At 56.8% G+C, this 22,821-nt stretch carries 27 protein-coding genes and 2 pseudogenes; 20 read left to right on the forward strand and 9 right to left on the reverse strand.

The annotated features are described in order from the left end of the window. Positions 1-371: 371 nt before the first annotated feature. Positions 372-1,004 carry a tyrosine-type recombinase/integrase gene (locus tag ACNJYB_RS03105; RefSeq protein WP_439372651.1) on the reverse strand — a complete coding sequence of 211 codons (633 nt, stop codon included), beginning with the start codon at positions 1,002-1,004 and terminating at the stop codon, positions 372-374. A 36-nt stretch (positions 1,005-1,040) separates the two neighbouring features. Then, entirely contained in the window at positions 1,041-1,313 is a 273-nt protein-coding gene (locus tag ACNJYB_RS03110) for a hypothetical protein (RefSeq protein ID WP_439372652.1), read from the reverse strand. A 168-nt stretch (positions 1,314-1,481) separates the two neighbouring features. On the opposite strand from ACNJYB_RS03110, the gene tnpA reads away from it, so the two are divergent. From tnpA to ACNJYB_RS03130, 4 genes are read left to right on the forward strand one after another with little or no spacing between them, the layout of a single operon-like run. Continuing rightward, positions 1,482-1,847, forward strand: a complete 366-nt coding sequence (gene tnpA, locus ACNJYB_RS03115; protein ID WP_439372653.1) for an IS66-like element accessory protein TnpA — start codon at positions 1,482-1,484, stop codon at positions 1,845-1,847. Next, positions 1,844-2,200, forward strand: a complete 357-nt coding sequence (gene tnpB, locus ACNJYB_RS03120) for an IS66 family insertion sequence element accessory protein TnpB (RefSeq protein WP_439372654.1) — start codon at positions 1,844-1,846, stop codon at positions 2,198-2,200. The genes tnpA and tnpB overlap by 4 nt, the downstream gene beginning before the upstream one ends. A 48-nt stretch (positions 2,201-2,248) precedes the next feature. After that, positions 2,249-3,799: an IS66 family transposase gene (gene tnpC, locus ACNJYB_RS03125; RefSeq protein WP_439372655.1), complete on the forward strand. Its 1,551-nt coding sequence runs from the start codon at positions 2,249-2,251 to the stop codon at positions 3,797-3,799. Next, positions 3,796-4,440: a UPF0149 family protein gene (locus ACNJYB_RS03130; protein ID WP_439372656.1), complete on the forward strand. Its 645-nt coding sequence runs from the start codon at positions 3,796-3,798 to the stop codon at positions 4,438-4,440. The genes tnpC and ACNJYB_RS03130 overlap by 4 nt, the downstream gene beginning before the upstream one ends. Positions 4,441-4,475: 35 nt before the next feature. On the opposite strand, the gene ACNJYB_RS03135 is transcribed toward ACNJYB_RS03130, so the two are convergent. Beyond that, positions 4,476-4,697, reverse strand: a complete 222-nt coding sequence (locus tag ACNJYB_RS03135; protein ID WP_439372657.1) for an Arm DNA-binding domain-containing protein — start codon at positions 4,695-4,697, stop codon at positions 4,476-4,478. 426 nt (positions 4,698-5,123) lie between these two features. On the opposite strand from ACNJYB_RS03135, the gene ACNJYB_RS03140 reads away from it, so the two are divergent. Further along, positions 5,124-5,387, forward strand: coding sequence for a helix-turn-helix domain-containing protein (locus tag ACNJYB_RS03140; RefSeq protein ID WP_439372658.1), 264 nt, complete (start codon positions 5,124-5,126; stop codon positions 5,385-5,387). A gap of 64 nt (positions 5,388-5,451) precedes the next feature. Here ACNJYB_RS03140 and ACNJYB_RS03145 read toward each other — a convergent pair whose 3' ends face one another. Beyond that, a complete protein-coding gene (locus tag ACNJYB_RS03145; RefSeq protein WP_439372659.1) occupies positions 5,452-6,531 on the reverse strand; it encodes a helix-turn-helix domain-containing protein in 1,080 nt (359 codons plus the stop codon). Between the two features lie 73 nt (positions 6,532-6,604). Then, positions 6,605-7,273 carry a hypothetical protein gene (locus ACNJYB_RS03150; protein ID WP_439372660.1) on the reverse strand — a complete coding sequence of 223 codons (669 nt, stop codon included), beginning with the start codon at positions 7,271-7,273 and terminating at the stop codon, positions 6,605-6,607. A 341-nt stretch (positions 7,274-7,614) separates the two neighbouring features. Here ACNJYB_RS03150 and ACNJYB_RS03155 point away from each other — a divergent pair, with 341 nt between their 5' ends. The 3 genes from ACNJYB_RS03155 to ACNJYB_RS03165 all read left to right on the forward strand — a co-directional run bounded on the left by ACNJYB_RS03155 (position 7,615) and on the right by ACNJYB_RS03165 (position 9,245). Further along, on the forward strand, positions 7,615-8,301 hold the full coding sequence (locus ACNJYB_RS03155; RefSeq protein WP_439372661.1) for a hypothetical protein: 687 nt from the start codon (positions 7,615-7,617) through the stop codon (positions 8,299-8,301). Positions 8,302-8,701: 400 nt separating this feature from the next. Beyond that, positions 8,702-8,890 carry a ribbon-helix-helix protein, CopG family gene (locus ACNJYB_RS03160; protein ID WP_439375784.1) on the forward strand — a complete coding sequence of 63 codons (189 nt, stop codon included), beginning with the start codon at positions 8,702-8,704 and terminating at the stop codon, positions 8,888-8,890. A gap of 1 nt (position 8,891) precedes the next feature. Continuing rightward, positions 8,892-9,245 (forward strand): hypothetical protein, encoded by a 354-nt coding sequence (locus tag ACNJYB_RS03165; RefSeq protein ID WP_439372662.1) that lies wholly within the window; start codon positions 8,892-8,894, stop codon positions 9,243-9,245. A 73-nt stretch (positions 9,246-9,318) separates the two neighbouring features. Here the strand turns inward: ACNJYB_RS03165 and ACNJYB_RS03170 are convergent. Together ACNJYB_RS03170 and ACNJYB_RS03175 are read right to left on the reverse strand one after the other, a co-directional pair. Continuing rightward, positions 9,319-10,418, reverse strand: a protein-coding gene (locus ACNJYB_RS03170) for an IS3 family transposase (protein ID WP_439372663.1) whose coding sequence is annotated in 2 segments (ribosomal slippage) — positions 9,319-10,166 and positions 10,166-10,418 — 1,101 coding nt in all. Because the reading frame shifts where the segments join, the coding sequence is not laid out codon by codon here. A 321-nt stretch (positions 10,419-10,739) separates the two neighbouring features. Next, positions 10,740-11,252: a hypothetical protein gene (locus tag ACNJYB_RS03175; protein ID WP_439372664.1), complete on the reverse strand. Its 513-nt coding sequence runs from the start codon at positions 11,250-11,252 to the stop codon at positions 10,740-10,742. A gap of 525 nt (positions 11,253-11,777) precedes the next feature. Here ACNJYB_RS03175 and ACNJYB_RS03180 point away from each other — a divergent pair. The 7 genes and pseudogenes from ACNJYB_RS03180 to ACNJYB_RS03210 form a co-directional block, all read left to right on the forward strand. Then, the gene (locus ACNJYB_RS03180; protein WP_439372665.1) at positions 11,778-12,113 is read left to right on the forward strand and encodes a hypothetical protein; all 336 of its coding nucleotides are present in this window, start codon (positions 11,778-11,780) and stop codon (positions 12,111-12,113) included. A gap of 63 nt (positions 12,114-12,176) precedes the next feature. Continuing rightward, on the forward strand, positions 12,177-12,365 hold the full coding sequence (locus ACNJYB_RS03185; protein ID WP_439372666.1) for a DUF3892 domain-containing protein: 189 nt from the start codon (positions 12,177-12,179) through the stop codon (positions 12,363-12,365). Between the two features lie 497 nt (positions 12,366-12,862). Beyond that, positions 12,863-13,129, forward strand: a complete 267-nt coding sequence (locus tag ACNJYB_RS03190; RefSeq protein WP_439372667.1) for a DUF3892 domain-containing protein — start codon at positions 12,863-12,865, stop codon at positions 13,127-13,129. A gap of 350 nt (positions 13,130-13,479) precedes the next feature. Further along, a complete protein-coding gene (locus ACNJYB_RS03195) occupies positions 13,480-13,659 on the forward strand; it encodes a DUF3606 domain-containing protein (protein WP_439372668.1) in 180 nt (59 codons plus the stop codon). A 395-nt stretch (positions 13,660-14,054) separates the two neighbouring features. Continuing rightward, a complete protein-coding gene (locus tag ACNJYB_RS03200; protein WP_439372669.1) occupies positions 14,055-14,303 on the forward strand; it encodes a hypothetical protein in 249 nt (82 codons plus the stop codon). A gap of 291 nt (positions 14,304-14,594) precedes the next feature. Continuing rightward, a complete protein-coding gene (locus ACNJYB_RS03205) occupies positions 14,595-14,882 on the forward strand; it encodes a hypothetical protein (RefSeq protein ID WP_439372670.1) in 288 nt (95 codons plus the stop codon). 1,195 nt (positions 14,883-16,077) lie between these two features. Beyond that, a pseudogene (locus ACNJYB_RS03210) lies at positions 16,078-16,523 on the forward strand (IS5 family transposase); the annotation flags it as partial. Positions 16,524-16,778: 255 nt separating this feature from the next. Here the strand turns inward: ACNJYB_RS03210 and ACNJYB_RS03215 are convergent. Further along, positions 16,779-16,976, reverse strand: a complete 198-nt coding sequence (locus tag ACNJYB_RS03215; protein WP_439372671.1) for a hypothetical protein — start codon at positions 16,974-16,976, stop codon at positions 16,779-16,781. Positions 16,977-17,594: 618 nt separating this feature from the next. On the opposite strand from ACNJYB_RS03215, the gene ACNJYB_RS03220 reads away from it, so the two are divergent. After that, positions 17,595-18,413, forward strand: coding sequence for a radical SAM protein (locus ACNJYB_RS03220; RefSeq protein ID WP_439375785.1), 819 nt, complete (start codon positions 17,595-17,597; stop codon positions 18,411-18,413). 328 nt (positions 18,414-18,741) lie between these two features. Here ACNJYB_RS03220 and ACNJYB_RS03225 read toward each other — a convergent pair. Next, positions 18,742-18,997, reverse strand: a pseudogene (locus tag ACNJYB_RS03225) (IS701 family transposase); the annotation flags it as partial. Positions 18,998-19,077: 80 nt separating this feature from the next. On the opposite strand from ACNJYB_RS03225, the gene ACNJYB_RS03230 reads away from it, so the two are divergent. The 4 genes from ACNJYB_RS03230 (at position 19,078) to ACNJYB_RS03245 (ending at position 22,717) form a co-directional block, all read left to right on the forward strand. Then, positions 19,078-19,185 (forward strand): ribbon-helix-helix protein, CopG family, encoded by a 108-nt coding sequence (locus ACNJYB_RS03230; protein ID WP_439375786.1) that lies wholly within the window; start codon positions 19,078-19,080, stop codon positions 19,183-19,185. 41 nt (positions 19,186-19,226) lie between these two features. Beyond that, on the forward strand, positions 19,227-19,664 hold the full coding sequence (locus tag ACNJYB_RS03235) for a hypothetical protein (protein WP_439372672.1): 438 nt from the start codon (positions 19,227-19,229) through the stop codon (positions 19,662-19,664). Positions 19,665-19,691: 27 nt separating this feature from the next. Beyond that, entirely contained in the window at positions 19,692-19,985 is a 294-nt protein-coding gene (locus ACNJYB_RS03240) for a hypothetical protein (protein WP_439372673.1), read from the forward strand. Between the two features lie 110 nt (positions 19,986-20,095). Then, a complete protein-coding gene (locus ACNJYB_RS03245; RefSeq protein ID WP_439372674.1) occupies positions 20,096-22,717 on the forward strand; it encodes an AAA family ATPase in 2,622 nt (873 codons plus the stop codon). Positions 22,718-22,821: the final 104 nt, after the last annotated feature.

Genomic DNA, 22,821 nt, shown 5'->3' on the forward strand with positions numbered 1-22,821 from the left:
CGGTCAAGTGCTCGTGCTATACGGCCAAATTGACCTTTGTTCTGTCTCAGGGTCATCTCCCGGGCAGCGCGCATAGCTTCATATTCCGGCCATTCTTTGTTTTTTGGCATCTTGTCTCCGTTCATTCAAATCAGAACATCTCAGGCTTGTCGCAAATTGGCTACTCAGCCTGTGCAGCCTCTCGAATCGAAAGAAGCATACCGCCTTGCGTCGTCCGGCACAACGCGAGCAGTTTTTGCGGTGCTAAAACCATTACCCTTCAGTGCTTTAACGGATTTTAGCTCTTATCAGAGTCGTACAAAGCTTGTGCTCTCGGCTCGGAGTGACCGCCCCTCCTGCTCCGATCTGACACAGGTCCGACACCATCCCACTTACGCCGCCACCCGGCCCATCCCCAGCCGCGCGCGCATGCTCGCGCTGAAGGCCGTCAACATACCTCTCCCCAGCGACAATGGCATCCACATCTCATCCATGTACGCGTGGCGCTGGTAGATGCCAGCGACACCGGCGAAGCTGCCCGAGGCGTGATTAAGTAATTTCTCGACGATCTCGATCCGAATTCCGAGTGCGGCAAGACCGGAAGCGAAAGTTCGTCGCAAGTCGTGAAGTGTCCACGGCTGCACCTCAAAACCATTCTTCAATATCAGGAGATCGAGTGCGGTCTTTTCTTTTGACCAATTACTAAGAATACCTCTTCCGTGCGTCCCGATGAAAAGCAGATCATCGTCAGCTGGAATGTTCTCGATGATGCTTTGCGCCATCTCTCCAATGGGAGACGTATGCGTGCGATTGTTCTTGGTGGGGGAAGGTGGAAGCGTGACAGCATCTCCCGATAGGTAGCTGCGACGCAACTGCACGATCTCACCGCGCCGCTGTCCGGTCAAGATGCAGAGCTGCACGATGGTGCCGAACGGATAACCCACGGTGGATGCAGCCGCATATACGGCAGCGAGTTCCTCTGCCGAAAGTACGCGTGTACGAGAATGTCGTTTGACAATCTGCATCCCTTCGCATGGCGAATGCTGTACATAGTGACGGCGCTATGCCCACGTGAAGAAAATCTTGATGGCGACCAGGGCATGGTTTTGTTCGGACACCGTACCACGGAGGCGATCAATTCGGTGATTGATGTCCTGTGGCGTGATCTCGGAGAGCTTTTTGCGGCCGAAGGGAAAATGCCGCGAGAGCAGGCGGCGGTAATCCTTGACCGTGCGTGGCTTTTTCTTCTGTGCGTACTTCGCAAGAAACAGTTCACGCGCCTCATTCCACGGGATCGACCGCGGGCGGAAGCGTCCGAGCGTGCGCTCCGCCATGAGACGCTTCGTAAACGGTACGACGGCCCCACCTGGTATACGACGACGGGATGAGCGAGACTCGCGCGTGGACAGACAACGCGAGGGACGCTCATTTCAATGGATCAAGACAGACATCAAGCCAGGCATCAAGACAGGAATGGAGCCGACTCCTATCAGCGGATCGAAGTGATCACAGGGGAAAGGCGACGACGCAGTTGGAGCGATGCCGAGAAGGCGCGGATCGTGGTCGAGAGCGCGGATCCGGAGACGAGCATTTCCGAGGTGGCGCGGCGCAACGGGGTCAACCGGGGACTGCTCGGTGTGTGGCGGCGCCAGGCGAGGCTCGTGTCGAGCGAAGCGCCGCAGTTCGTACAGGTCAGGCTCGACGACGCCGTCGAGGCTCGGCCGAATGCGGTCGGCAAGCCTCGCGTGCTGGCGGGTCCGGTCGAACGGATCGAGGTGATGATCGCGGGCGCGACGGTGCGCGTGCCCACCGGCGTTGACGCCGCGACGCTGGAGCGCGTGCTGGCGGCGATGAGATCGACGCGATGATCTCGTTCGGTCCAATGGTCCGTGTGTTCGTCGCGACGCAGCCGATTGACTTTCGCAAAGGCGTTCATGGCCTGGTCGCGCTGGTAGCGGAGGGATTAGGCGGCAAGCCCTACAGCGGCGACGTTTATGTCTTCCGATCGAAGCGATCGGATCGTTTGAAGCTTCTCGTTTTTGACGGCTCGGGTATGGTTCTAGCGACGAAGTGGCTCGAGAATGGGGGCTTCGCCTGGCCACCTGTTCGCGAGGGTACGATGTCGGTGACGGGGGCGCAACTGGCGATGCTGATTGAAGGTCTTGCGGAGTGGTCGCGTGTGGTCCCGAAGGTGACGAAGCGGCCGACGAAAGTTGCCTGAATCGTCTTGTTGCTGGCGATTGCGAGTGTGTTCGTGTAGCTCTGCGATATGGCGCTTCGCCCTGAAGATCTTCCCTGTGACCCTGCGGCTCTCGCCGAGATGGTGCTTGCGTTCGAAGGCGAGAACGACGATCTGCGCGCAGAGATCGTCACGTTGAAGAGCCTGATCTTTGGCGCGCGATCGGAGCGCTCGGCGATCGTCTGCGCCGAACAGATCGCGTTCGATCTGGAACGGACCGCCGGCGCGCAGCCCCCGGCCAATGACGACAAACCGGCCGCGCTGAGACCGAAGCGGCGCAAACCCAGGCGCAACATCGGCGCGCTACCTGCGCATCTGCCCCGGGTCGATCGGGTGATCGAGCCGGCATCCACCTTCTGCCCGTGCTGCGCGGGTCAGATGCATCGGATCGGCGAGGAGAGCAGCGAAGCGCTCGATCGGGTTCCTGCGTGGCTGCGTGTGCTGCGCACGATCCGTCCAAAATACGCCTGCCGCGCCTGTGAGGGCCCGATTGTCCAGGCGCCGGCACCGGCGCGGCTCGTCGAGGGCGGCATGGCGACGACGGCGCTGATCGCGCATATCGCCGCGGCCAAATATGCCTGGCAATCGACGCTCTACCGCCAGACGCAGATCCTGGCGGGCCAGGGTGTCGTCGTCGACCGTCAGACGTTGGCGCGCTGGATGGGGAGCGCGGCGTGGCTGGTAAGAAGCCTCTACGATCTGCAACTGAAGACCATGCACAGCTTTGAGCGGTTGTTTTGCGACGAGACGCCGATGCCGGTGCTCGACCCGGGACGCGGCCGCACGAGGATTTGCCAGTTCTGGGCGCATGCGACGGACGATCGGGCGTGGAAGGGTCCGGCGCCGCCGGCGGTCGCCTATGTGTTCGCGGGCGGTCGCGGCAAGAAGGAGATCGTGGCGCAGTTGGCCGGCTTCGAAGGCGTGCTGCAAGTCGACGGCTATGCCGCCTACGTCTCGCTGGCGGGCGATGCGAAGATACCGGGCAAGATCCAGCTGGCATATTGCCTCGTTCACGCACGCCGTAACTTCGTGAGGGTGCACAAGACGACGAACTCACCCTTCGCCGCGGAGGTCATCGAGCGCATCGCAGCCGTCTACGCGATCGAGGAGAGGATCCGCGGTCTCGACGCCGGGGAACGCCACGCGGCGCGACAGGCCGAGACGAAGCCGCTGATGGAGGCGTTGAAGGCCCGTCTGGTCGCAGTGAAAGACGGTATCTCCCGGCAGTCGACGCTCATCAAGGCGATTGATTACATGCTCGAACGCTGGCAGGGCCTGACGGCATTCCTGGACGACGGGCGGCTCGAGCCGGACACCAACACGGTCGAACGATCAATCAGACCGATTGCCATCGGAAAAAAGAACTCGTTGTTCAGTGGTGACGAAGGCGGAGGCGAGACTTGGTCGATACTTTCTTCGCTTCTTAACACGGCAAAATTGAATGGCCTCGACCCCGAGGCCTATCTCGTCGACGTTCTCGAGCGCATGGTGAGCGGCGCCACGAAGGCCAACCAGCTGCACGAACTTCTGGCCTGGAACTGGAAGGCCGCACGCGAAGCCGAAAAGCGGGCCGCAGCATGACAAAGCCGAAGCAACGGCGAGGAAAACGGGCCAAGACGACGATGGCGGACTATGCCATGTCGTTCGAACAGCTCGGGCAATGGATGAGCGAGCGAGCCAGGGCGCCGGCGCTTCGGCGTCCGCGGGCGACATCGCTCTCCATGCTCGACGGCGTAGTGGCCGCGGTCGTCGCCGGGCCGGTCTCAATGGCGTCCGAGGAATGGGTATGCCCGCTCCTTGGCGTAGATCCCGACGCCTTCAATCACGATACCGAGGAGTTCTCGGCGATCGCCGCCACGCTGATGCGCCACAACGCGATCAGCGAGACGCTGTCGACGAAACCGGAGAGCTTCGAGCCGCTGTTCGTGCGATCGCTGGACGGCGAAGTCGACCCGCAGCCCTGGTGCATGGGCTTCTACGCCGTCATGAAGCTTCGGCTTCTCGTCTGGTGGCGCCTTCTCTCTCCGAACGCCACTGAACACGCTATGCTGCGGCCGATCCTGATCCATTGCATCGATGACACCGGTCGGCCCTTGCTACCCCCGGCCCGGCACACGCTGGGAACGCTGCCCGTCGCTCAAAACGCCTGGCGCGACATTCCAGTAGCCGTTGAGGCCCTGCGGCAGTTCTGGATGCCTATGCGCTTCAAGCGTGGCGCGTAGGCCGTCCACGCCAGGTCCGTGGTCTGCTCGTACCGCTAACGACGCTTCGCTTCTTCCCGCGCCTTGGCGAGCGAAATGAGTGGGTATCGGCCAATCGTGATGAGCCGGCGGTCTGGACCGAGCTGGACGACGAAGCTCTTGGTGCCGCCCTGGAAAACGCGGCAGCCGAAGTTGGGCAGCGTATCGTCAAGGTACGTGCGCTGCCCCTTCGACGGGACCGGAAGAGAGCGGAGCGACGTATCAGTCAGCCGCGGCATTAGCCTCGTCCTAGCCTCAGAAAAAACGCATGTAGCGGTGCATTCCCAAGGAGGAGAGTGTGCAGGACTAACGGAAAAAGTGAGGTATGAACCGTGTGTTAGCGGTCGCCATGGAGAACCATGCTCTCATCGCTCAACGGATTTTGATTTCGCCATTCGGAGGTTCGATCCCTCCCGCCCCAGCCAGACGTGCATGCGGCGCTATCCTCGCTTTTTAGTTGTTTGCAGATAATCAGAGAAGTGTCAGCGCCGCAGGAACGTCCTGTTGCGAGTGAAGAACGTCAAGCCGGATGCTGGCACAGGCGGCGAGCTTCGCAATCTACGTGCGTCATGACATGAGTCGCTCATCATTTAGCTACTCATAGTCTGTAGATTCAAAGGCATCATCCCACAAGCATGCCTCTCATTCTTCTTGTGGATGACGGCATGCCCTCTAAGCAGCTTCGCAAGCCGAGTCCCACGCTTACGCGAATCTTGGCGCAGAATTTGGTTCGCCTGCGACGCGCGAAGGGACTGTCGCAAGAAGCGTTAGCTGACGCTTGCGGTCTTCATCGGACCTATGTGGGCTCAGCCGAACGCGAGGAGCGAAACGTAACACTGAGCACACTCGAAGTGTTTGCCAGCGCTCTCAGGGTTTCAGTGATTGATTTGTTGACCAAGAGCACCGATGAACCTCGCCGCTCGCGATGACAGCAGGCGCTGAAGCAGAGCTTCGTGACCATGTTGCGCACCGTCTTCGTCGCAAGCAGCGAGCTTATTTCAGCTTGAATACGCCGGGCGACGTGTGCTCCGCCGGGCGCGCGTCCTTGCGTTCAGAACCGAACAACCGCACCACCAAATCAAGAGAAAATCCTAGCTCGTCCTCTACCCCCGCCTCCCGCACCTTTTTTTGGTCGGTCAAGAGCTTCCAGCATTTGAGGAGCCACTGCGGCTGCTCCATGGGAATTTCGTTATCTAGGGGCTCGTTCTTATTGTAGCGGTTGAAGCTGATCTGCTTCCGGAAAAGGATGTATTGGTACTCGTCAATGATCCCAATTTGCTTGGCACGGTGAGCTATTGCCTGCATGGACACTCGCCAGCGAGCCTTCATGCCTTCCAAGTGCTTCAAACGAGCAGAGTAGAACTCGCGCAACATCGCATTGCGCGGCAGTAAAAGAGAGCCAGCGAACATGTTTGCTTCGCTTTCGATGTGTTCGCGAACGTCCTTATTCTCTAAGTCTTCCTGTGCAATGTGGCGATGGAGAAGCAAATGCCCTAGTTCGTGCGCAGCATCGAACCTAGAGCGGGAGGAGGATTTCTTTTCAGAGCCAAGCAGGACATATGGTCGTTGCCGTATCCAGCATGAAAAAGCATCGATTTCATCTGAACCAAGTTCGAAGCGAGTTACGACAATGCCGTGTGTTTCGAACAGGGCTATGACGTTAGCAATGGGCCCTTCACCTAGTCCCCAATGCTTCCTTACCGACAATGCGATTTCATCAATCTCAGCCTGCGTGTAGCCAGACTCTGCTCTAGCAGGCGGAACATCGGGCAAATTGACAGCTGGCAACTTGATATTCTGCCCAATAAATCCGACCAGCTCCCATAACCATTTTGTCTTGATATCTAGTGCATAGTTGACCTTATTCGACCGCGTCCCGATGCTCCGGAAAAAGCGTGTCCCTCTGATCCCGTCAAAAGAAGGGCTGGATCGCAGGAAAAAGGAAACGGGCTGCTCCAAAATTTCAGCCATTCGCAGCAAGACCGACATGTCGGGTCGTCGGTCGCCGGTCTCGTAGTAACCAATAGCCTGCCCGGTCAACCCTAGGTCGCGAGCCAATTCGGCGCGCGACATCTGCCGCACCAGCCGAGCCTCAACCAAGCGCTGTGGCACAAATCCGGTGGTTCTGTCTGGAAAGGCAACTAGCTTACTCATCGTCCCTTAGGTGTCTTTGGATGTTCTCTATCGTTTCTGGGTCGGGCGATTCGGACGGGCCTTCCGGCGGCGGCAAATCGGTCAGCGGCATCTCATGGGGCATCCGCATCAAGTTCGGCGACCTATAGATATGCCGATTGCGCTCCGGATGTGGATAGGCAAGATGCGCGAAATTGAGGTCTTGGTAGCCGTGCAGAATGTGAAGCAATCGGCGCTCGCCGTCCTTGGCTGCTTCCTCTCTAGCGCGGATTAGATTTTCGTCCCAATCATCAAACAAACCAACTTCGTTCAATTCCGCGTAGTTGTTGCGGAACACCGCTACGCGAGGCTTTTTGCGGGGATCTTCGACTTGGTTGATCGTGATCCGGGCGCGTGACGTCAGCATTACAAAATGTTTGCCGGTCGGCCTGGCGAAATACTCCCATGTTCCATCGAAGGAGGGCAGGCTGCCAGCCTTGACCAGTTTCTGAAATTCATACGACGCCGCCAGCATGATTAAGTCGCCGCGTTGATACCTACCACCCGGTGTCCCGAGGTAAGGCGCCCCCTCAATAGTGGCGTCGGCCGCGATGTAGGCGCGCCGAATTGTAGTGGGTATGAGTGACCAAAGCGATTGAGGCACCTCTTCGGTGGTAAATTGCTCCGCCGGGTTATCGGACATAGTCCAGCTCCGTTGTGATTTGCACTGGACAACAAAATCCGATTTTCTATCAAAATGTCAACAGAGGGTTACCGAGCCTTCCCCCGGCATTTTGGGACCCTTTCGGCTAGCTCCACGCTAGGCGTCGGAGAGCCAAAAGAAAAAGGCGACCCGCTAGGGCCGCCCTTTCCTTTTCGACTGTCTCTGGGGGGAGGATGCGAACACCCCACATGGCCCAAAGCGCATGCTCGTGACCGTAGTGCCTATAACGTCCAAGTCAACATTTGGTTGACGAGAACCTCATCAAAATTGCATGTTCGACGCGAATTTCTCCCGAAACTTCAGCGTTTTCAGCGCATTAAATGACAGAAAATTTTAGCGCTCAAGAGCAGATGGCGATCCCCGTCGTCTTATCAACCCCGCGTTTCCAAACTTTTCTAGGCGCTAGAAACAATAATGTTCTCAAGGCGTTACAGCTATATCATTGGAACGCGCAGGTCTCCGCCGCATTTCTGTATCCGTTGCATGTCTTTGAAATTTCCTTGAGAAACGCGGTCGCGAATGCAGCGGAATCAGCCTACCTCTCCCCCGATTGGCCGTGGTCCACAGCCTTCGAAACGAGCTTGCCGACCACTCAGTCCTTGCAGCGATTCAGCCCCCGGCGCGAACTCGTAGCTACCCGAGATTGGCAACCCCGGCCCCAGCAAACGACCGGAAAGGTCATTGCAGAACTCAAATTCGCTTTTTGGGTCTCGATGTACACGGGGCGGCACGACGGCCGTCTTTGGAATCATTATTTGCGCAGAGAGTATCCGAACCTCCCTCAAGGGATGACGGTCGCAGCGGCCAGAGAAAAGATACGAAATGTGGCCGACAAGATCAGAGATTTGAGGAACAGAATCGCTCACCACGAGCCGATCTTCTCGCGAGATCTAAAAAACGAGTACGATCTGCTTGCCGAAATCGTCGGATACCGCTGCGGGCACACGTCCGCTTGGATGAAGCGAACTCAAGACGTCATGTGGTTGCTCGACCTCAAGCCTCAGTAAATCACCTCCCGACAATCTGCCTCCTGATGTTGGGGGGATAGCGGTCGCTTAGAAGCGGTGAGTGCGCCGTCTAACGAATTCAGTGAGCTGGGGATGGCGTGATGGCGCGACGAGTTTCTTGACCTAGTCTAGCTCGAATCGGGGAGTCAAAGGAATCAAAACTTGGATGCGACCTGAGGAAGCCCTTGGGTTGCAACGGTTTTTAGCGAGGTTCGATCCCTCCCGCCCCAGCCGAGTGTTACTCGTTCATACTTAGTGCGAAACACGAACATAGCTCGCAGCTGAGTCATATTTTGCCGATTTGGCAAAAGCACCCATCGTGCATCAGAGAGGCGTGGCCGCTAGATTTCGACTCATGTCACGTACTACGTCAATATTCTCGGTTTCTTTGCCACCCGAGATGCTCGCCGAGCTCGAGCGGGTCAGAGTGCGAGAGCGCCGGACTCGCTCTGAGTTGATTCGAGAAGCGTTGCGTCGGTACTTCAGTCGAGAAGTCGGCGCACACACTGCAGCTCCTGATTATCTACACAACGCGGCGTGCGGTACGCCATTTGCGCAGGCCCTGAATCAGGATAAGATAGAAGCATAGTATGAATGCGAAGCCGAATGGCGTTCAGGAAAGTCTCGATTTCATTATCGCGCACATGGCGACGAAGACTGATCTCGCAGACGGTCTCGCCGGTGTGGAGGGCAAAATTACGGGCGCTGAAAATAGGCTCGTGAAGGAGATTGCCGACCTGCGCGAACAGGTGACCGGCATCGAACGCGAGCTTCGCGAAGTTCATCGCGATCTCGATGCCCTTAGAATAAAAGTCGAGGACATCGAAGGCTATCGCATAGAGATCGACCACGCGCTCGAACGCATCGCGGTGATCGAAAAGCATCTCGGGATCCGCAACAAGCTGGCGGCCTTGACCTTGCCCCCAAGTTTTATCCAATCCTGAGTTCGCCCCAGCTGTTTGCTTGAAACGCTCCCCAAAACTAGGCCAGCTGGAGCTGGAATTTTCCGGGTTCGGCTCATGCCGGCGGGGGCGCCGATGAGCCATTCAACAGCGATATCGGCGCCTTGTTGCCAATCGCGCTGTGTGGGCGGACTTCGTTGTAGTCTCTACGCCAATCCTCCATTTTCTGCCGAGCGTCGTCAAGACCGAGGAACCAGTGCGTGTTCAGGCATTCGTTTCTGAACTTGCCGTTGAAGGATTCGATGAAGCTGTTGTCCGTCGGCTTGCCCGGCCTGGAGAAGTCGAGAACGACATTCTTCTGGTAAGCCCAGATGTCGAGATCGCGGGAGACGAACTCCGACCCCTGGTCGACGCGAATGGTCTTGGGGTAGCCGACGGTTTTGCACACGCGTTCCAAAGTCAGCACGACATCCTCGCCTCGATAGCTGAAGCGCGGATCGACGGCTGGAGAGAAGCGACTGAAGATATCGACAATGGTAAGCACACGAATCTTGCGACCGGTGGCGAGCTGGTCATGAACGAAGTCCATCGCCCAGGTCTCATTGATTTGACCTGCTTCCATCCTATCCTCGCGTAGCTTGGCCTTCACACGACGCTTCGGCGTTTTGTTGCGCAATTGCAGGCGCAACTCCCTGTAAAGGCGATAGACACGTTTGACGTTGACTGCCCAACCGTCACGTTGCAGCAGGACATGGACGCGGCGGTAGCCGTATCTCACCCGCGTCTCGCAGATGTCCTTGATCCGATTTTTGAGGGCGGCCTGGTCACCGCGCTTCGACTTGTAGACGTAAAGTGCGCGATCGATACGAAGGGTCGAACAGGCCCGCCTGATCGACACCTTCCAGTCACTCCGCACCTTGTCGACAAGCTCCCGCTTGCGGCCAGGCCTCAGAGCTTTTTTGAGAGCACGTCCTGCAGCATGGCCTTGTCCAAGGACAGGTCGGCGACAATCCGCTTCAGCTTGGCATTCTCCTCCTCAAGCTGGCGCAGTCGCTTCATCTCGGAGGGCATTAGCCCCGCATACTTCTTCTTCCAATTGAAATACGTCGCCTGACTGATCCCGGCCTTGCGGCAGACCTCCGCCACCGCCGCCCCATCTTCCGCCTGCTTCAAAACGAACGCGATCTGCGCTTCCGAAAACTTCGATGCCTTCATGGAACTCTCCTCGTCCCGGTGGGATCTTAATTGGAAAATTCCAGTTCAGACTGGCCTCATTTGGGGGGAGCAGGTCACCTGCCCCAACTGCAAAAACGTGTTCCAGGTCGGTTGGCGCACCAGTCCCGGTCGCGGAAGTAAAGGGTAGTTAAGAGTTACCCCCCCCAGCGCCTTCTCCCACTCAGGATCATCGTACATTGCGCTAGACGTCGAGACGGCGAACTCCAAGGCAGGAGTTCATGGATGCGCTTGGCGGGATGATCCGGCGGCACAGCTCCCCCGTTGATTACGTGAAGGCGTTGTACGCTCGGTGGCTCGGCCTCACTTCTCTTCGCTGGTCGCTTCGATCAAGAATGGTTCGTGAGTCGCCCTTGGCATAGCGGCACTCCAACTTGTGATGGCCTGGTCCGTTAGGTGAGTCGCAGCCAAATTGTTCCAGGACGTCACGACCTTCCTCCAACTCTCTTTTCGAGCGGGCAGAAGCTCTAGCATCCTTTGGACCTTTCGCGCAGCCGCGAATTTTCCGTCGCGCTTGGCCTCTTTCAGTCTCTTACGCACCAGCTCTTCGGTTCGTTTCCATGCGACGTCCGTCATTCTTTCCCCGAAAAAGCAATCGAAGTAAACCCGAAAAGACAAAGCTCGGTCTGCGGCGATGCATGCAGCCAAGTCGAGCTCGTTCAGCCAACGATGAAGAGATTCAACCTGCTCCGACCTGCCAAAAGCGAGCATGCCATCGTGCTCAAACGTTAAGAATGTCGCGAAGCCCGCGATCTCAAGCTGCATGTCCAAATCTTGTGAATCCAGCCAACGGGTGATTGCTTGCAGTGGAGACATCGCCTTCCCTCCTTCAGCCGTGATTGGGCTCGCGACTGGGTGTGGCTTGATAGCGATTCAGAGTAGAGAATGCCGTGCTCATCAACTACAAGAATTTGTAGGCAACAGACATCAAAAGCCGTCAGGGACGCGCCCGCGTCTCTGAGACTGAGCTACGGTTAACACTCATCGCGAAGCTCGTTCGGCGGTTGCTGTTAAATCGCCGCGCGGGCGGCACTCCCGCTCCCTGTTAGGCCTGTCCACTGAATGGTGGACTTGAAAGCATTTGCAGGCTGCGAACGCTAAGACGGCTCCGTAGGATATTGCAGTGAGCCACCTTGGCGACGGAAGCAGCGCGAGCGCGACTCGGCGTCGACGGAATCCGGCGTAGCCGACGCTGTCCCTATCGCGCCCGCACTGCCAAGCACATGCCGCGCGGAGTGCGCGTCTACGGGCATGCCCCTCAAGCTGTATCGACCAATGGTCTCCATTGCACCTACCAGGATCGGTAGGTGTCGATCTCATGTGGCCTGGGGCAAATGCGCCATGGCGACTGAATTAGATTCGATCTTTGAGGTGATTGAGCATCACCGCGGGCTTTCCGCGCAACACGATGCCGCTGTATCTATATCCGCAAAACTTGTCGAAGGACCCGAATTTGATGCCGCCGACGCAATCAGCGAGAAAACGAGGTTGGCTCTCGAGGAGTACGCAGACGTGCTGATCCACTCCAAACCCACAACGCTTGCGGGCGTCATCGGTCTGAGCCGCTACGTCGCCAGCCTACCGGCCTGGCTGCTGTCTGATGAATATGATTGGCATCAACCGTTTCTGAGGATGCTAGCGGACGCGCTGGACAAAGGCGCCACGCCACAAAGTTGACGGCTCGACGTAGCGCATGCACCAACGCTAACCCGTTACACGGTGACAATCAGCCCAGACGGAATGCCGTGGAAGCGATCCATCGTCAGGCTATCCGAGACCATCGAGAGCAACGAGTGGGAGTTCTATGTCGAAGAAAACGGCCGCAGAGTTGATGTCGTGTGGGCCACGCACGAGGGGTACAAGTACATCAAGACGGCGGCGGACGACATTCAACCTGACAATCGTCTTTCACTCGCTGGGTGTCCGTGATTTTCAGTGGCGGGGTTGATGGAGCGGCCAACGCAGCAAAAGCGCTGAAACTCAAATTCGCAACACGCTGCGAATTTGAGCCAAGTTCATTGGACACCCTCATGTAGTTTGCGGCGCTCCGCTCGGACATACCGAACTCAGCCTCAACCCAAGGCAGGAAATTCCCGTGCCCAAGAGGACTTTTTCTGGTCAATCAACTCACGACCGACCTCAATGATCGACTCGGACGCGAGCTGCATGCGACCGCGAATGCGCTCCGCTGCAGCTCGTGCAGGCGCCGCCTTTTCGGGGCCTTCTCGTCGGATAGTCCTGTCGCCTGCAAGTTTGCCTCCACAAAGCGCAGAAATGCGCTGTGGAAGCCCGGCTCCTGAACCACAGCAGCAAAGAGATCGCCGCTTGGTATCCCCAACTAAATATTGGCGCGATCTGGTGCACTGCGACTTGCCTTCCCGCTTCGGTTGCGCTTTGATTGGCCGATTACAACCAAGGATTTTCGGATGGCCGATGTTCAAGTGACATGCATTAACAAGCAACCCAGAGACGATACTCACGAGGGGATCACGCATCTCGGTGGCACCGGGTGGAAGTGGCCTAGATCGCAGGTGATCCTCTCTATCGAACAAGGCTCAAACACCTTCTTCACGATGGTGGGCGGGAAACGCGCCGATGTAGGTGTCGTCAACGGGCCAACCAGCAAGTACGTCCGCACGCACGCAGACGGCTACTACAACGACAATCTCTTGGCCTTACCAGAGTGTCAGTAACCGGGGGATCGAATGACCAAAGCGCTTGAAACGATCGTAGCATTGATGACGCTCCTCGCTCTTAATGAGCACGCCTCCGCACGCGGAGGATCGCACGGAGGTCGCGTCAGCTACGGCGGCGGCCACCATACAACCAGCCACGGGGGGAGCTTCGCTGGGGGTTCCGGCTCTTCTCACCGTGGCGGCACTTATGTGAACTCCAGAACCGGCAATCGCTACGGCACCCATCAATAGGATCACAGATGGGACTCGCCCCTACTTTGCCCACACAGATTTTGACGGCGAACGGCCGATCGAGGAAGACTACGGCGATGTTCAGGTGACGAGATAAACACAGAGGGAGTGAAGAGATGGCTGACGACAAAAGCAAAACAGATTACCGCGACCGCACCCGCATCAACCTCAATGAGGATTATGAAAAAGAGTACTGGAAAAAGCGCTTTGGCGTGTCGGGGCAAGCGCTCGCGGGAGCTGTTCGCACTGTCGGGGTGTCCGTGAAAAAGGTCGAAAAATACCTGAAGGAGAAGTAGTCTAGTCTGCGCACAGATGCGGAACCGCATTGAGGGCAGCAAGATCTCGCAGACTACCTGGATGAGCGCCGAGATGAGGCGCGGAAGGAGCTATTATTAGCTGACAAGTTGCCTACACGATCAATCGTTCGCAACGAGGTTCTCGAAACTTAAGATCCGGTCTCGTGAATTCAGAATGAAATGCGCGAAGTTTTTGCTGCCGGACATTTCATGTAACCTGCTTTAACACCCTAGACGCGCGTACTGGTGACACGGCGGCTACCGCTGACTTCAAAATGTCCTGGCGCGCTAGCCGAAGGCATGGCAACCGTAGTGCCGGATGGACTTAGTTATCGGCGGGATTGAAATCGCATCAAGGACTGCATGGTGCGACGTTGTGGCAAAACCCCGGGTCTATGCTTCGCAAACAGCATCTGTATGATCGGGACATGCTCCCAACAGGTCATGAAGCCTCACCCGAGCGCCTCGAAGAGTTCTGGGCGATCAATAAAGAAGCGTACGGTAAAGAAATCACCCGGCCCGAGGCCGCTGAAATGACCCGCCGTCTCCTCGCGCTCTACCAGCTCCTTGCCCGACCTTTGCATACCGACGAAGGGGAGCCAGCCTCTCCATCGCTTCCGCGTCCTGATTCAACCCAGCCCTGATGCAATCGAACGTATGCTGACCTTCTTCGGTCTTCGAATATTGCGATATCTCTTTTGCCAGCTTGGCAATTACGCCCCGTGAAGTTCGAACGTCGTCGACGACTTCTCAGCCGGCACATTTACACGTCTTGACAGTACTGGTGGAATGACGCCTCGTGTGCCGTGGGTATAAGGAAGCGATGCCATGGCTTGGCGACGAAACACAACTTGTCCAGAGCTGCGGTGTATTGATCCGGCCCGGCGTCCGCCCGCAGCAGTTTCGTTCTCGCCTGGCCCGGCAAACGGCCCCTGATGCCCCTGGAATTCCATCGTGCAGTCGAAGACATGGAGATATGGAGCGCAAGCAGCGACGACTATTCGTTTGTGATCAGCTTCCAGAGCCCCACTGGTCCAGGCTTTTTCGGAAGGTTGGGCTACGTGGCGTCGTGGCGTCCGCTCGACCCGAGCCGTGGCGCGATCAGGGTTTTAGGCTCGCCCCTCCAGAGCTTCGCTGAGGCCGAGGACGCCTGCAACACCATGCTGACTTACCTCAAGGACGAAACGGATACCGCTCCCCCTGGAAAACGTGAGCTTCCCTAAATGCCGCAATCGCTCCACGTGCCGCCACGGATAGTCGTCCGCCATCAATCGAATCTCGCAAGGCGGTCGGGCGCCCACGCGACGCCCCCCCATGAGCCGTGCCTCTCTCAATCTCTGAGCATCTCGTTGAATTGTTGCGCGACCAGGCGCTTTCGCGCTGAATGTCTCTTCGTAAACTCCGGCGATTCCGATACATGTTCGTCCGCCGAAGGTGCGCTGTTGATTGTGCGTGCGTGTGGCGCTCTGCGTCGCCTCGTCCGCCCCTATTTTGCAATCTAGCTACAGGCGCCGAATATCCCCGGCCCTCTCTAAAGCGGGCGCCGACGACAAACCTCTCTGCCCTCTAAGCTGTCATCGCTGGCCCTGACCAGATTGGGTCCGCCATTATGATGGTATGATGGTCTCATCTAGGGTTCTTCGATTCGAAAATACGTTTGCGTGATGTGCGCCGACGTAAGTTGGTAACCTTGTGTTCTGGCCTCCGAAATATCTGCCAGGCGTCGATCAGAGGGGAGTGTAAGGCAAGAACTGATATTAAAATGAGGATACTTTCCCTTGATGCGAGGATGTAGTTCCGCCGCTGCTTCCACGTCCGATGACGAAACGTATCTCCCGCCCCACCTCTCGATGATATGTTTGATTGGGCGGGTACGGTTCAAGAATCTCTTCGTCGTGGTCTGCGCATCGAGCCACTCATATGCGATCCTGATGCAGTCGTCATGTTGGTGAAGATTCTCTTGTCCCTGATAGCGAACTCGCTTCTTGGCTTCCGCTATTTGCTCGGCGCTGAGCATACGTGGTGGCCTTGTTGGTTGCCCTACCGCAAACACAGCGAATATTCGACGGCCCTGAGGCGCCCGACGGCATTCTTTAGGCTTGGAATCCTCCCGCCCCGGATATCCGTATCTGCAACGAATACCACTGATCCCTACTCAGAATTACTACCGAAACTGGTAGGCTTTGCCGACGGGAGCCCGCGACGCCCCGAACGGAAACGTTGTACGGCTTACGTTTAGTTAGTCGAGTTCGCAGTCGTGCGCGACCGAGCTTGTCTATGTCCTTACAAATCAGGCGATGTTCATCCATTTGCGGGGATGTTCAGGCTCTGGGGACTTAGAGCCGATCCAAGAAGAAGTTGAGTCGGGTGAATCGGTTGTGATTCTGTGATGGCGCTTGATTTGGGATGGAGCGTCTAATGTGGAAGCCTGAACACCGGTGCGCGGCTGAACGGCACGGGCTTCGTTATCCGAGTGATCTTACCGAGGCGGAATGGGCGATGATCGCACCGAGGATTCCGCCGGCCAAGCGCGGCGGCCGGCCGCGGAATGTCGATGTCCGCGAGGTTCTTAACGCGATCTTCTACGTGTTGTGGACGGGGTGTCAGTGGAAGGCGCTGCCGAAAGACCTCCCGCCGAAGAGCACGGCGCATTACTATTTCATGCTGTGGCAGTGGGACAGCACGCTGGAGCGCATCCACCATGCACTTTACGTCGAGGCTCGTGAGCAGGCCGGCCGTGAAGCCAGTCCGACGGCGGCAATCATTGACAGCCAGAGTGCCAAGGCGGCGCAAAAAGGGGCTCTGCGCTCGACCCGCAAGGCTTTGATGCCGGCAAGAAGGTCACGGGTGACGGCCGCGACCTCCGGCAGCGACTCTTGCCCACACCTGTCAGCGCAGAAAGCCCGTCGACGAAAGCCTTGTCGACTTCATCAACGGACGTAAGCCCTTCAATGGTCCTCTTGTTGATTTGCAATCCCCGCGCCACCGTGAGGAGAACATGGTGGCCCTGCAGGTATCTCGAACGCGCCAGCCAACTCGGTCACAGCTGACGCTACCGGGAGCTAAGCCCTAACGGTCCCATGCATCGCAAGGCGCGGCGGGAACGCTTCGCGTTAGAATCACCAATCACATTTGGTGGCGCCTGCTCCGGCGCGGTCGATGACCCAGGCCACCATATAGCCCTTGGACTGCTCGGCCTGCACGTGCCGAAGGGCCTCAGAGTAGGTTAGTAAGGGCTCCTGCGCCGGGTAGACTGCGCGGTTCGCTGGGGTGACGAAATGGTGGCAACACACGCGATAGTCTTTAGCCTCGAACATTAGAACCTCCTCTCGTCTCAAGTTGCGCGGCCATACGCTCGCGCTGCCTACCACAGGGAATGCGGCGTTTAAAAGTCCGCGCGCTGCTTCAGCGCGCTCTATAAGGTTGGCTCGGCCTGCCAGACGCAGATCGGCGATGTCTACATCGCGCGCTTGATCTTCAAATGCAGCTGCACCGGCAAAGAAGTGCCGGGAGTCATTCCATAAACTCACCATGTCCGGACTTCGATTTCCTGTTCGTCCGCAACTGCTCTGTCAAGCCTCGAGCTTCTGGAACATCGCGACTGTAAGCCGTTGCCTCATGTCCGACATTTTCAAACATGATGCCGATAAAGTACCTCGCGAAAAACGGTCCTGTGGGCGTTCCTAAACCTTGTTGTACAGTCGAAAGCGTCGTCACTCCGCCATCGGCTGTATTAGCCCGATCGAGATGGAGCTAAAAGCAGCTTAACCCTGTCCATTTTTTCGGGGGAAGATCAGTCTAGTTAAGCTAGGCAACTACAAGAACTTGCAGGTGACGGAAGTCGGCTACGGCGCTTAGCTCCGAACATCGACTGGATGTGTGACATGTTACAGCGCCCGCCTGAACGGCCATTTGACGTGCGTGACCGACGGGTAATGGTTTCGTTGGGTCCGCTAACGCAACGTCGATATTGTGTTTATCGGTGCCCATTTTGCTATGTCCAGGCCGGCTTCCTGAAATACGCTGCCTTGGAGATCCCCGAAATCCTTGAATGGATCAAGTCGGTTCGTGAACCGTACGATATTATCTTCGTAAGTGGCGACACCGACTCGTTTGGCCCTCCACGGACAGAGAAGGGACTCGCCTTGCTTCGCGCTCTTCTCCAATTCGGTGTCGATCTCCTCTTTACGACACGGGCCCTCCTCAACGACGATCATCTGCGCGAGCTAGAGGACATAAATGACTCCTGCAGATCGAGAGGCCGGCGAGTCTTCGCCTACGTGAGTGTTGCACAGCTTCATCATCCGCACCTTGAACCGCGTCCTATCGCATCTCCATATGAACGCATTGCCCAATTGGGCCGCTTCAAAGCAAACGGACTTATTAGCGTGCTGGCACTGCGCCCATTTCTACCAAACGTACCAGTTGAGGAGTACCTCGAAATAATCAAGCTCGCTCAAACCAACGCGGACATTATTGTTGGGGAAGTCTGGTACGCGGACCAAGCTGGCAAAATGGATGAACGCGTGTTCGAGGGGACGCCTGCAAACTATCCCTTCACACTGAAACAGATGGACTTTGACGAAAACGAAGAGGTTTGGAAGGTGTTTGAAGGTAAGGAGATTGAAGCGAGCGCGGCACAATTGTGCGCCGACCTGAACCTTCCATTCTTCATGCGTAGTAGGCCGGCGATCGAATGGGCTCGCCGCAATCTCGCGAAATCGGTTTCCTCTTCGAGCAACTTCCTAGGTTAGGAGCCATGAACGCCGGCAATCGCGGTACGTCTTCCCTTTGACAGCCTTCTCTATCCCCGAATGCTTTCAAGCATGTCGTGGATGAGCAAAAAGCGGCGTACGGCTCGGCATCAGAAGACGCGTGTGGCCTCAGCCTCGATCTTCTTGCGGATCAGGGGATGCAGACTACAATATCGACGCCCACTAGTCTTACTGCGTCACAAATTTCGATACCTACTTTGACTTGAGGCTGCCCTGATGCAACAGGGCATCAAGATAGTGTGGACGCGAGAGCGACGCTACGCGCAATCCTCGCCGAACGGTCGCGATCGAATTTGGAACGTGCCGTTCAGACCGCAATGGCGGAACCCCTCGGGCGATAAATTTCGGGAATTGTAATTTCTTTGAAAAGCCGGGCCGAACCTGTTGCGCAGGGGGAATCGTCTCCCACTCGGAGACCAGGACTCCGTAGGCCGCGATGCACAGCGTTGCGTGATGGTGGAAGCCGCGCCAGCCTCGCCCCTCGAAGTGGCAAAGACCGGCCTCCTGTTTGGGTCGTAGTCGCGCTCAATGCGCCAGCGCAGCTTGGCGGTATCGACCAGCTGACGGAATCCAATGTTCGGTATTTGGTGGGCGCTTCCTCGCCCTCCGGCGATTCATATTGTCGGTTTCTTTGCCACCCGAGATGCTCGCCGAGTTGGAGCAGGTGAGAGCGCAAGAGCATCGGACGCGGTCGGAGCTGATGCGAGAAGCGCTGCGCATGTACTTCAATAAAACAGTGACTCGTGTATAACATTCACTCTGAAATCACCCGGATGTTGTAGGCTCTCGGCCATGGCAAACAGCACAATTGTCCCACAAAGAGTTCGCTGGGGTCCCGTTGATGGTCTCCCGGCGGGTGTCCGCATTTTAGATGAGAACGAGGCAGAGGTTGACTTCATGGCTTGGGCTGCCTTGGAGCGCGAACTCAACCAGCGACTGATGCCGCAACTTTTCTCCCATGCACCGGCCTTTGGATTTGAGACGCGCGATCACCACGGCAAAAGGGATTGGCTTGTGCAGCTTGTAAACCCTCAGAGCGAGCGGTTTTGTGATGTATGGTTTGGCGTCAATCCTGACGATGGTTGGGCATTTGATGGATTGGTACACTTCGGAGATTCCGACCCGCACGTTTGGCAAAGCTACCAGCGCTACTCGGATGGCACCTATCGGCGGCTACCCTCCTTTGCGTCCAGTCTCGATCAGTTCAAGTATGCGACTAAGGGGTCATGACAATCGGCCCTATGCTATGCTTTCGGTATGGCCAAAAAGGAGTCTGATTTCGACAAGCTCGCCCGACTTATCAAAGAAGAGGGTGAGGATATTCGTGCAGAGATTGGCAATCTTGAAAGGAAAGTTGACGCTGGTTTTGCTCGCATCGACCTGGAGCTCAGAGAAATCCGCTCGGAGTTGAGAACGATTCGTCGCGATCTCGATATTCTGGCAATCAAGGTCGAAAACATCGAGGGCTATCGCAAAGAGATTGATCATGCGCTTGAGCGTATTGCTGCGATCGAAAAACATCTTGGAATTGAAAGAAAGGTCACCGCATAGGTTTTTCTCACTCAATGGTCGGTGAGCAGGCCAAGAGAAAGAGATTACATCCGTAGATGTACGGTGCGCTTTTAAGTTGCATTCTGGAGCCGCTGCGAGAGTATATAGCTATGATCGAATCGCGCGCACCAACGGTCTGGCAGGCTCTCGATGCCTGGGGGACACAGCTCAGCCCTTGGCAGCAGTTCATCATTGCGCAGGCGACTTCAAAGGGCAGACTGAGCGATGACGAGATTGGCACGGCGTACCGCCTGTTTCTGAGTGCACATGATTTGGCGGAGGCGCCTGCGGAGCACCGAGCTGCCCCTGTAATTTTGCCTCGATCCGCGGATGATGAGTGCAAACCGCTCTGCCTTGTCCGAGTCGATGGGCTTGTGGGCGTTAACGCACTCCCGGATGGCTCTTTGCTTACATTCGATCCGAGGCTTACCGTCATCTATGGCCGGAACGGCGCCGGAAAGAGCGGTTTCGCGCGCCTATTCGCCAATGCCTGCTTTAGTCGGCACAAACCGAAGATCGTACCGAACATCTATGCGAACGGCGGAACCGCTGATCTAGCGGCAAGTTTCCACGTTCGGCTGGACGGAGAATCATCTGAACCATTCGCACTCTCAGGAGGTATCGCGAACCCGGAACTAAAACGTATCAGCTTTTTCGACGTTACAATTGCGAAGCTTCATGTCGGCGAAACAACGGCATTTGAATTCAAGCCGTCCGGGTTCGACGTTTTTCCCGAAATGGCTCGCGTATATGGTGAGCTCGGCAAGCTCCTCGCCAATGCCATCCTATCTCGGGCGCACACCACCCGCTTCTCGGACTCGTTCATCGGGCAAGAAACAGACGTAGCAAAGCTCGTCGCCACGATTGGCCCCAGGACCGATATGGCCGCGGTGCGAAAGCTCGCGATCTACGGTGAAGCAGAGAAGGCTCGCCTCCGAGAGGTGGACTCGCAAGCGACAGCATTGAAAGCGAGCTCACCCCAGGAGCTGATCGAAAACCTGAAGCAGGCCAAAAAAGATATTACCGCGCTACTTGCGAAGCTTGATGCGCTCGGGAGTGAATTCTCTCCCGAGAAACGGGCGTTTCGGACAGCGCTGTCGAAGACTGCCCGGGAGTGTACGGCTGCCGCGGCTGCAGTCGGGACAGAGACGTTTAAGAGACCGTTCTTTAAGGCAGTCGGGACGCCGGATTGGGAAGTGTTCGCAAAAGCAGTACATGCCCTCGCCCGAAAAGAGAGCGACTTGTACCCAGGTCCGGACGATAGATGCATCCTTTGCGAACGCCCACTGGATATCGACAGTCAAGCCCACATCACCGCCTTGCTAGCGTTTGTTGAGGGGGAGGCACAGCGCGCGGCACAGGCGGCGACAAAGGCTGTTGAAAACGAGATCGGAGCGCTGAAGACTTTGGACGTGAATATCTTCGCTTCAGATTCGCTGGTTCGGGCTCATGTCAATAGATTGGACCCGGACCTCGCCACGGCGATCGATCTTGCCGCCGTCAGCATCGCTGCGTTGCGTGACAGCTCGGTAGCAGCGTTAGCTGCGCACGATCCCGTTCAAGGATCAGTGAACTATGCGGATGTCAGTTCCGCATTGCACGCGCTAGTCGAGCGGATCGGCAGTGATTGGGAGCGTTTAGCGAAAGAAAATGCTGCCACCGCTATCGCATTTCTTGAACTTGAACGTCAAACTCTTCGCCATCGAGAGGTCCTGTCGAAGCTCCTCGGCGGTATCGAGACCTACGTCGCCGACGCGCTTTGGTGTGCCAAAGCGGAGCGCGCGAAATCCGCCCTAAACCCCCGGCATATAACGGACAAGGAAAAGGAACTCTTTGGTCAAATTGTGGGCCCCTCGTATCGAGCACGGCTTGCGCAGGAGTGCGATGACCTGGAATGCGATATGCCGATTGAACTACAGACGGCAGGCCAAAAAGGAAAGACAGTCCGATCTCTTCTCTTGAAAGGTGGGCACCGTCCGGAGATTATCCTGAGCGAGGGCGAGCAGAAAGCGGTTGCGCTAGCGGACTTCCTCACCGAAGTGGCGATGAACCCTTCGAATGCAGGCGTCGTGCTCGATGATCCCGTGACCTCACAGGATCATCAGCGCAAGAGTCTGATTGCAAAACGTCTTGTTCGAGAAGCTCAATCAAGGCAAGTTATTATCTTTACGCATGACCTGCCGTTCCTCAATCAACTGATTGCGACAGCGGAGAAGGAAGAGATCTCGTTCCAGGCCCACTGGATCGATCGCGACGAAGAGGGGCATCCAGGACAAATTACGCTAAATGATGCTCCGGCAACTAGTAAGGCGTACGACTCGACAGAGCGGGCTAAGCAGTGCCTAGCGGAAGCGCAAGCGCTGACGGGGCGAACTCGGCACGACGCAATTTGCAAAGGGATGGCTGCCCTTCGCAGAACCATTGAAGAAACGGCAGTCAAACGATTACTCAAGGACGTAGTGCCAAGGTGGAGTGATCGGGTCATTGTCACTGGATTTCGAAACATCGCCTGGGACGATGATCTCGTGGAAAGTATGTGTGGAATATACGAGGAACTTTCCGCGTATATTGAGGGCCATTCGCATACGGACGAGGCAATGGGGGCCCCACCGGAGATCAAGGATTTGGCCGAGATGATCCCGCGTGTTGATGCCCTCATCAAGACTGCTAAGCGGGATAGGAAGGCCCAACTGGCTGCGGCTGCTCGAGTGCAGCCGGATCGCCTAACATAGGCAGAATCGAGCCTGTCGAAAGGCGGGCTATGCACATGATTGAGTGCGAGAGCACCGCCATCGCGCTTTTGTTCGTAGCAACTTGATGTAGTTTCGGCATGCTG

It is taken from the genome of Bradyrhizobium sp. SMVTL-02, assembly GCF_051853005.1.
Classification (GTDB): Bacteria; Pseudomonadota; Alphaproteobacteria; order Rhizobiales; family Xanthobacteraceae; genus Bradyrhizobium.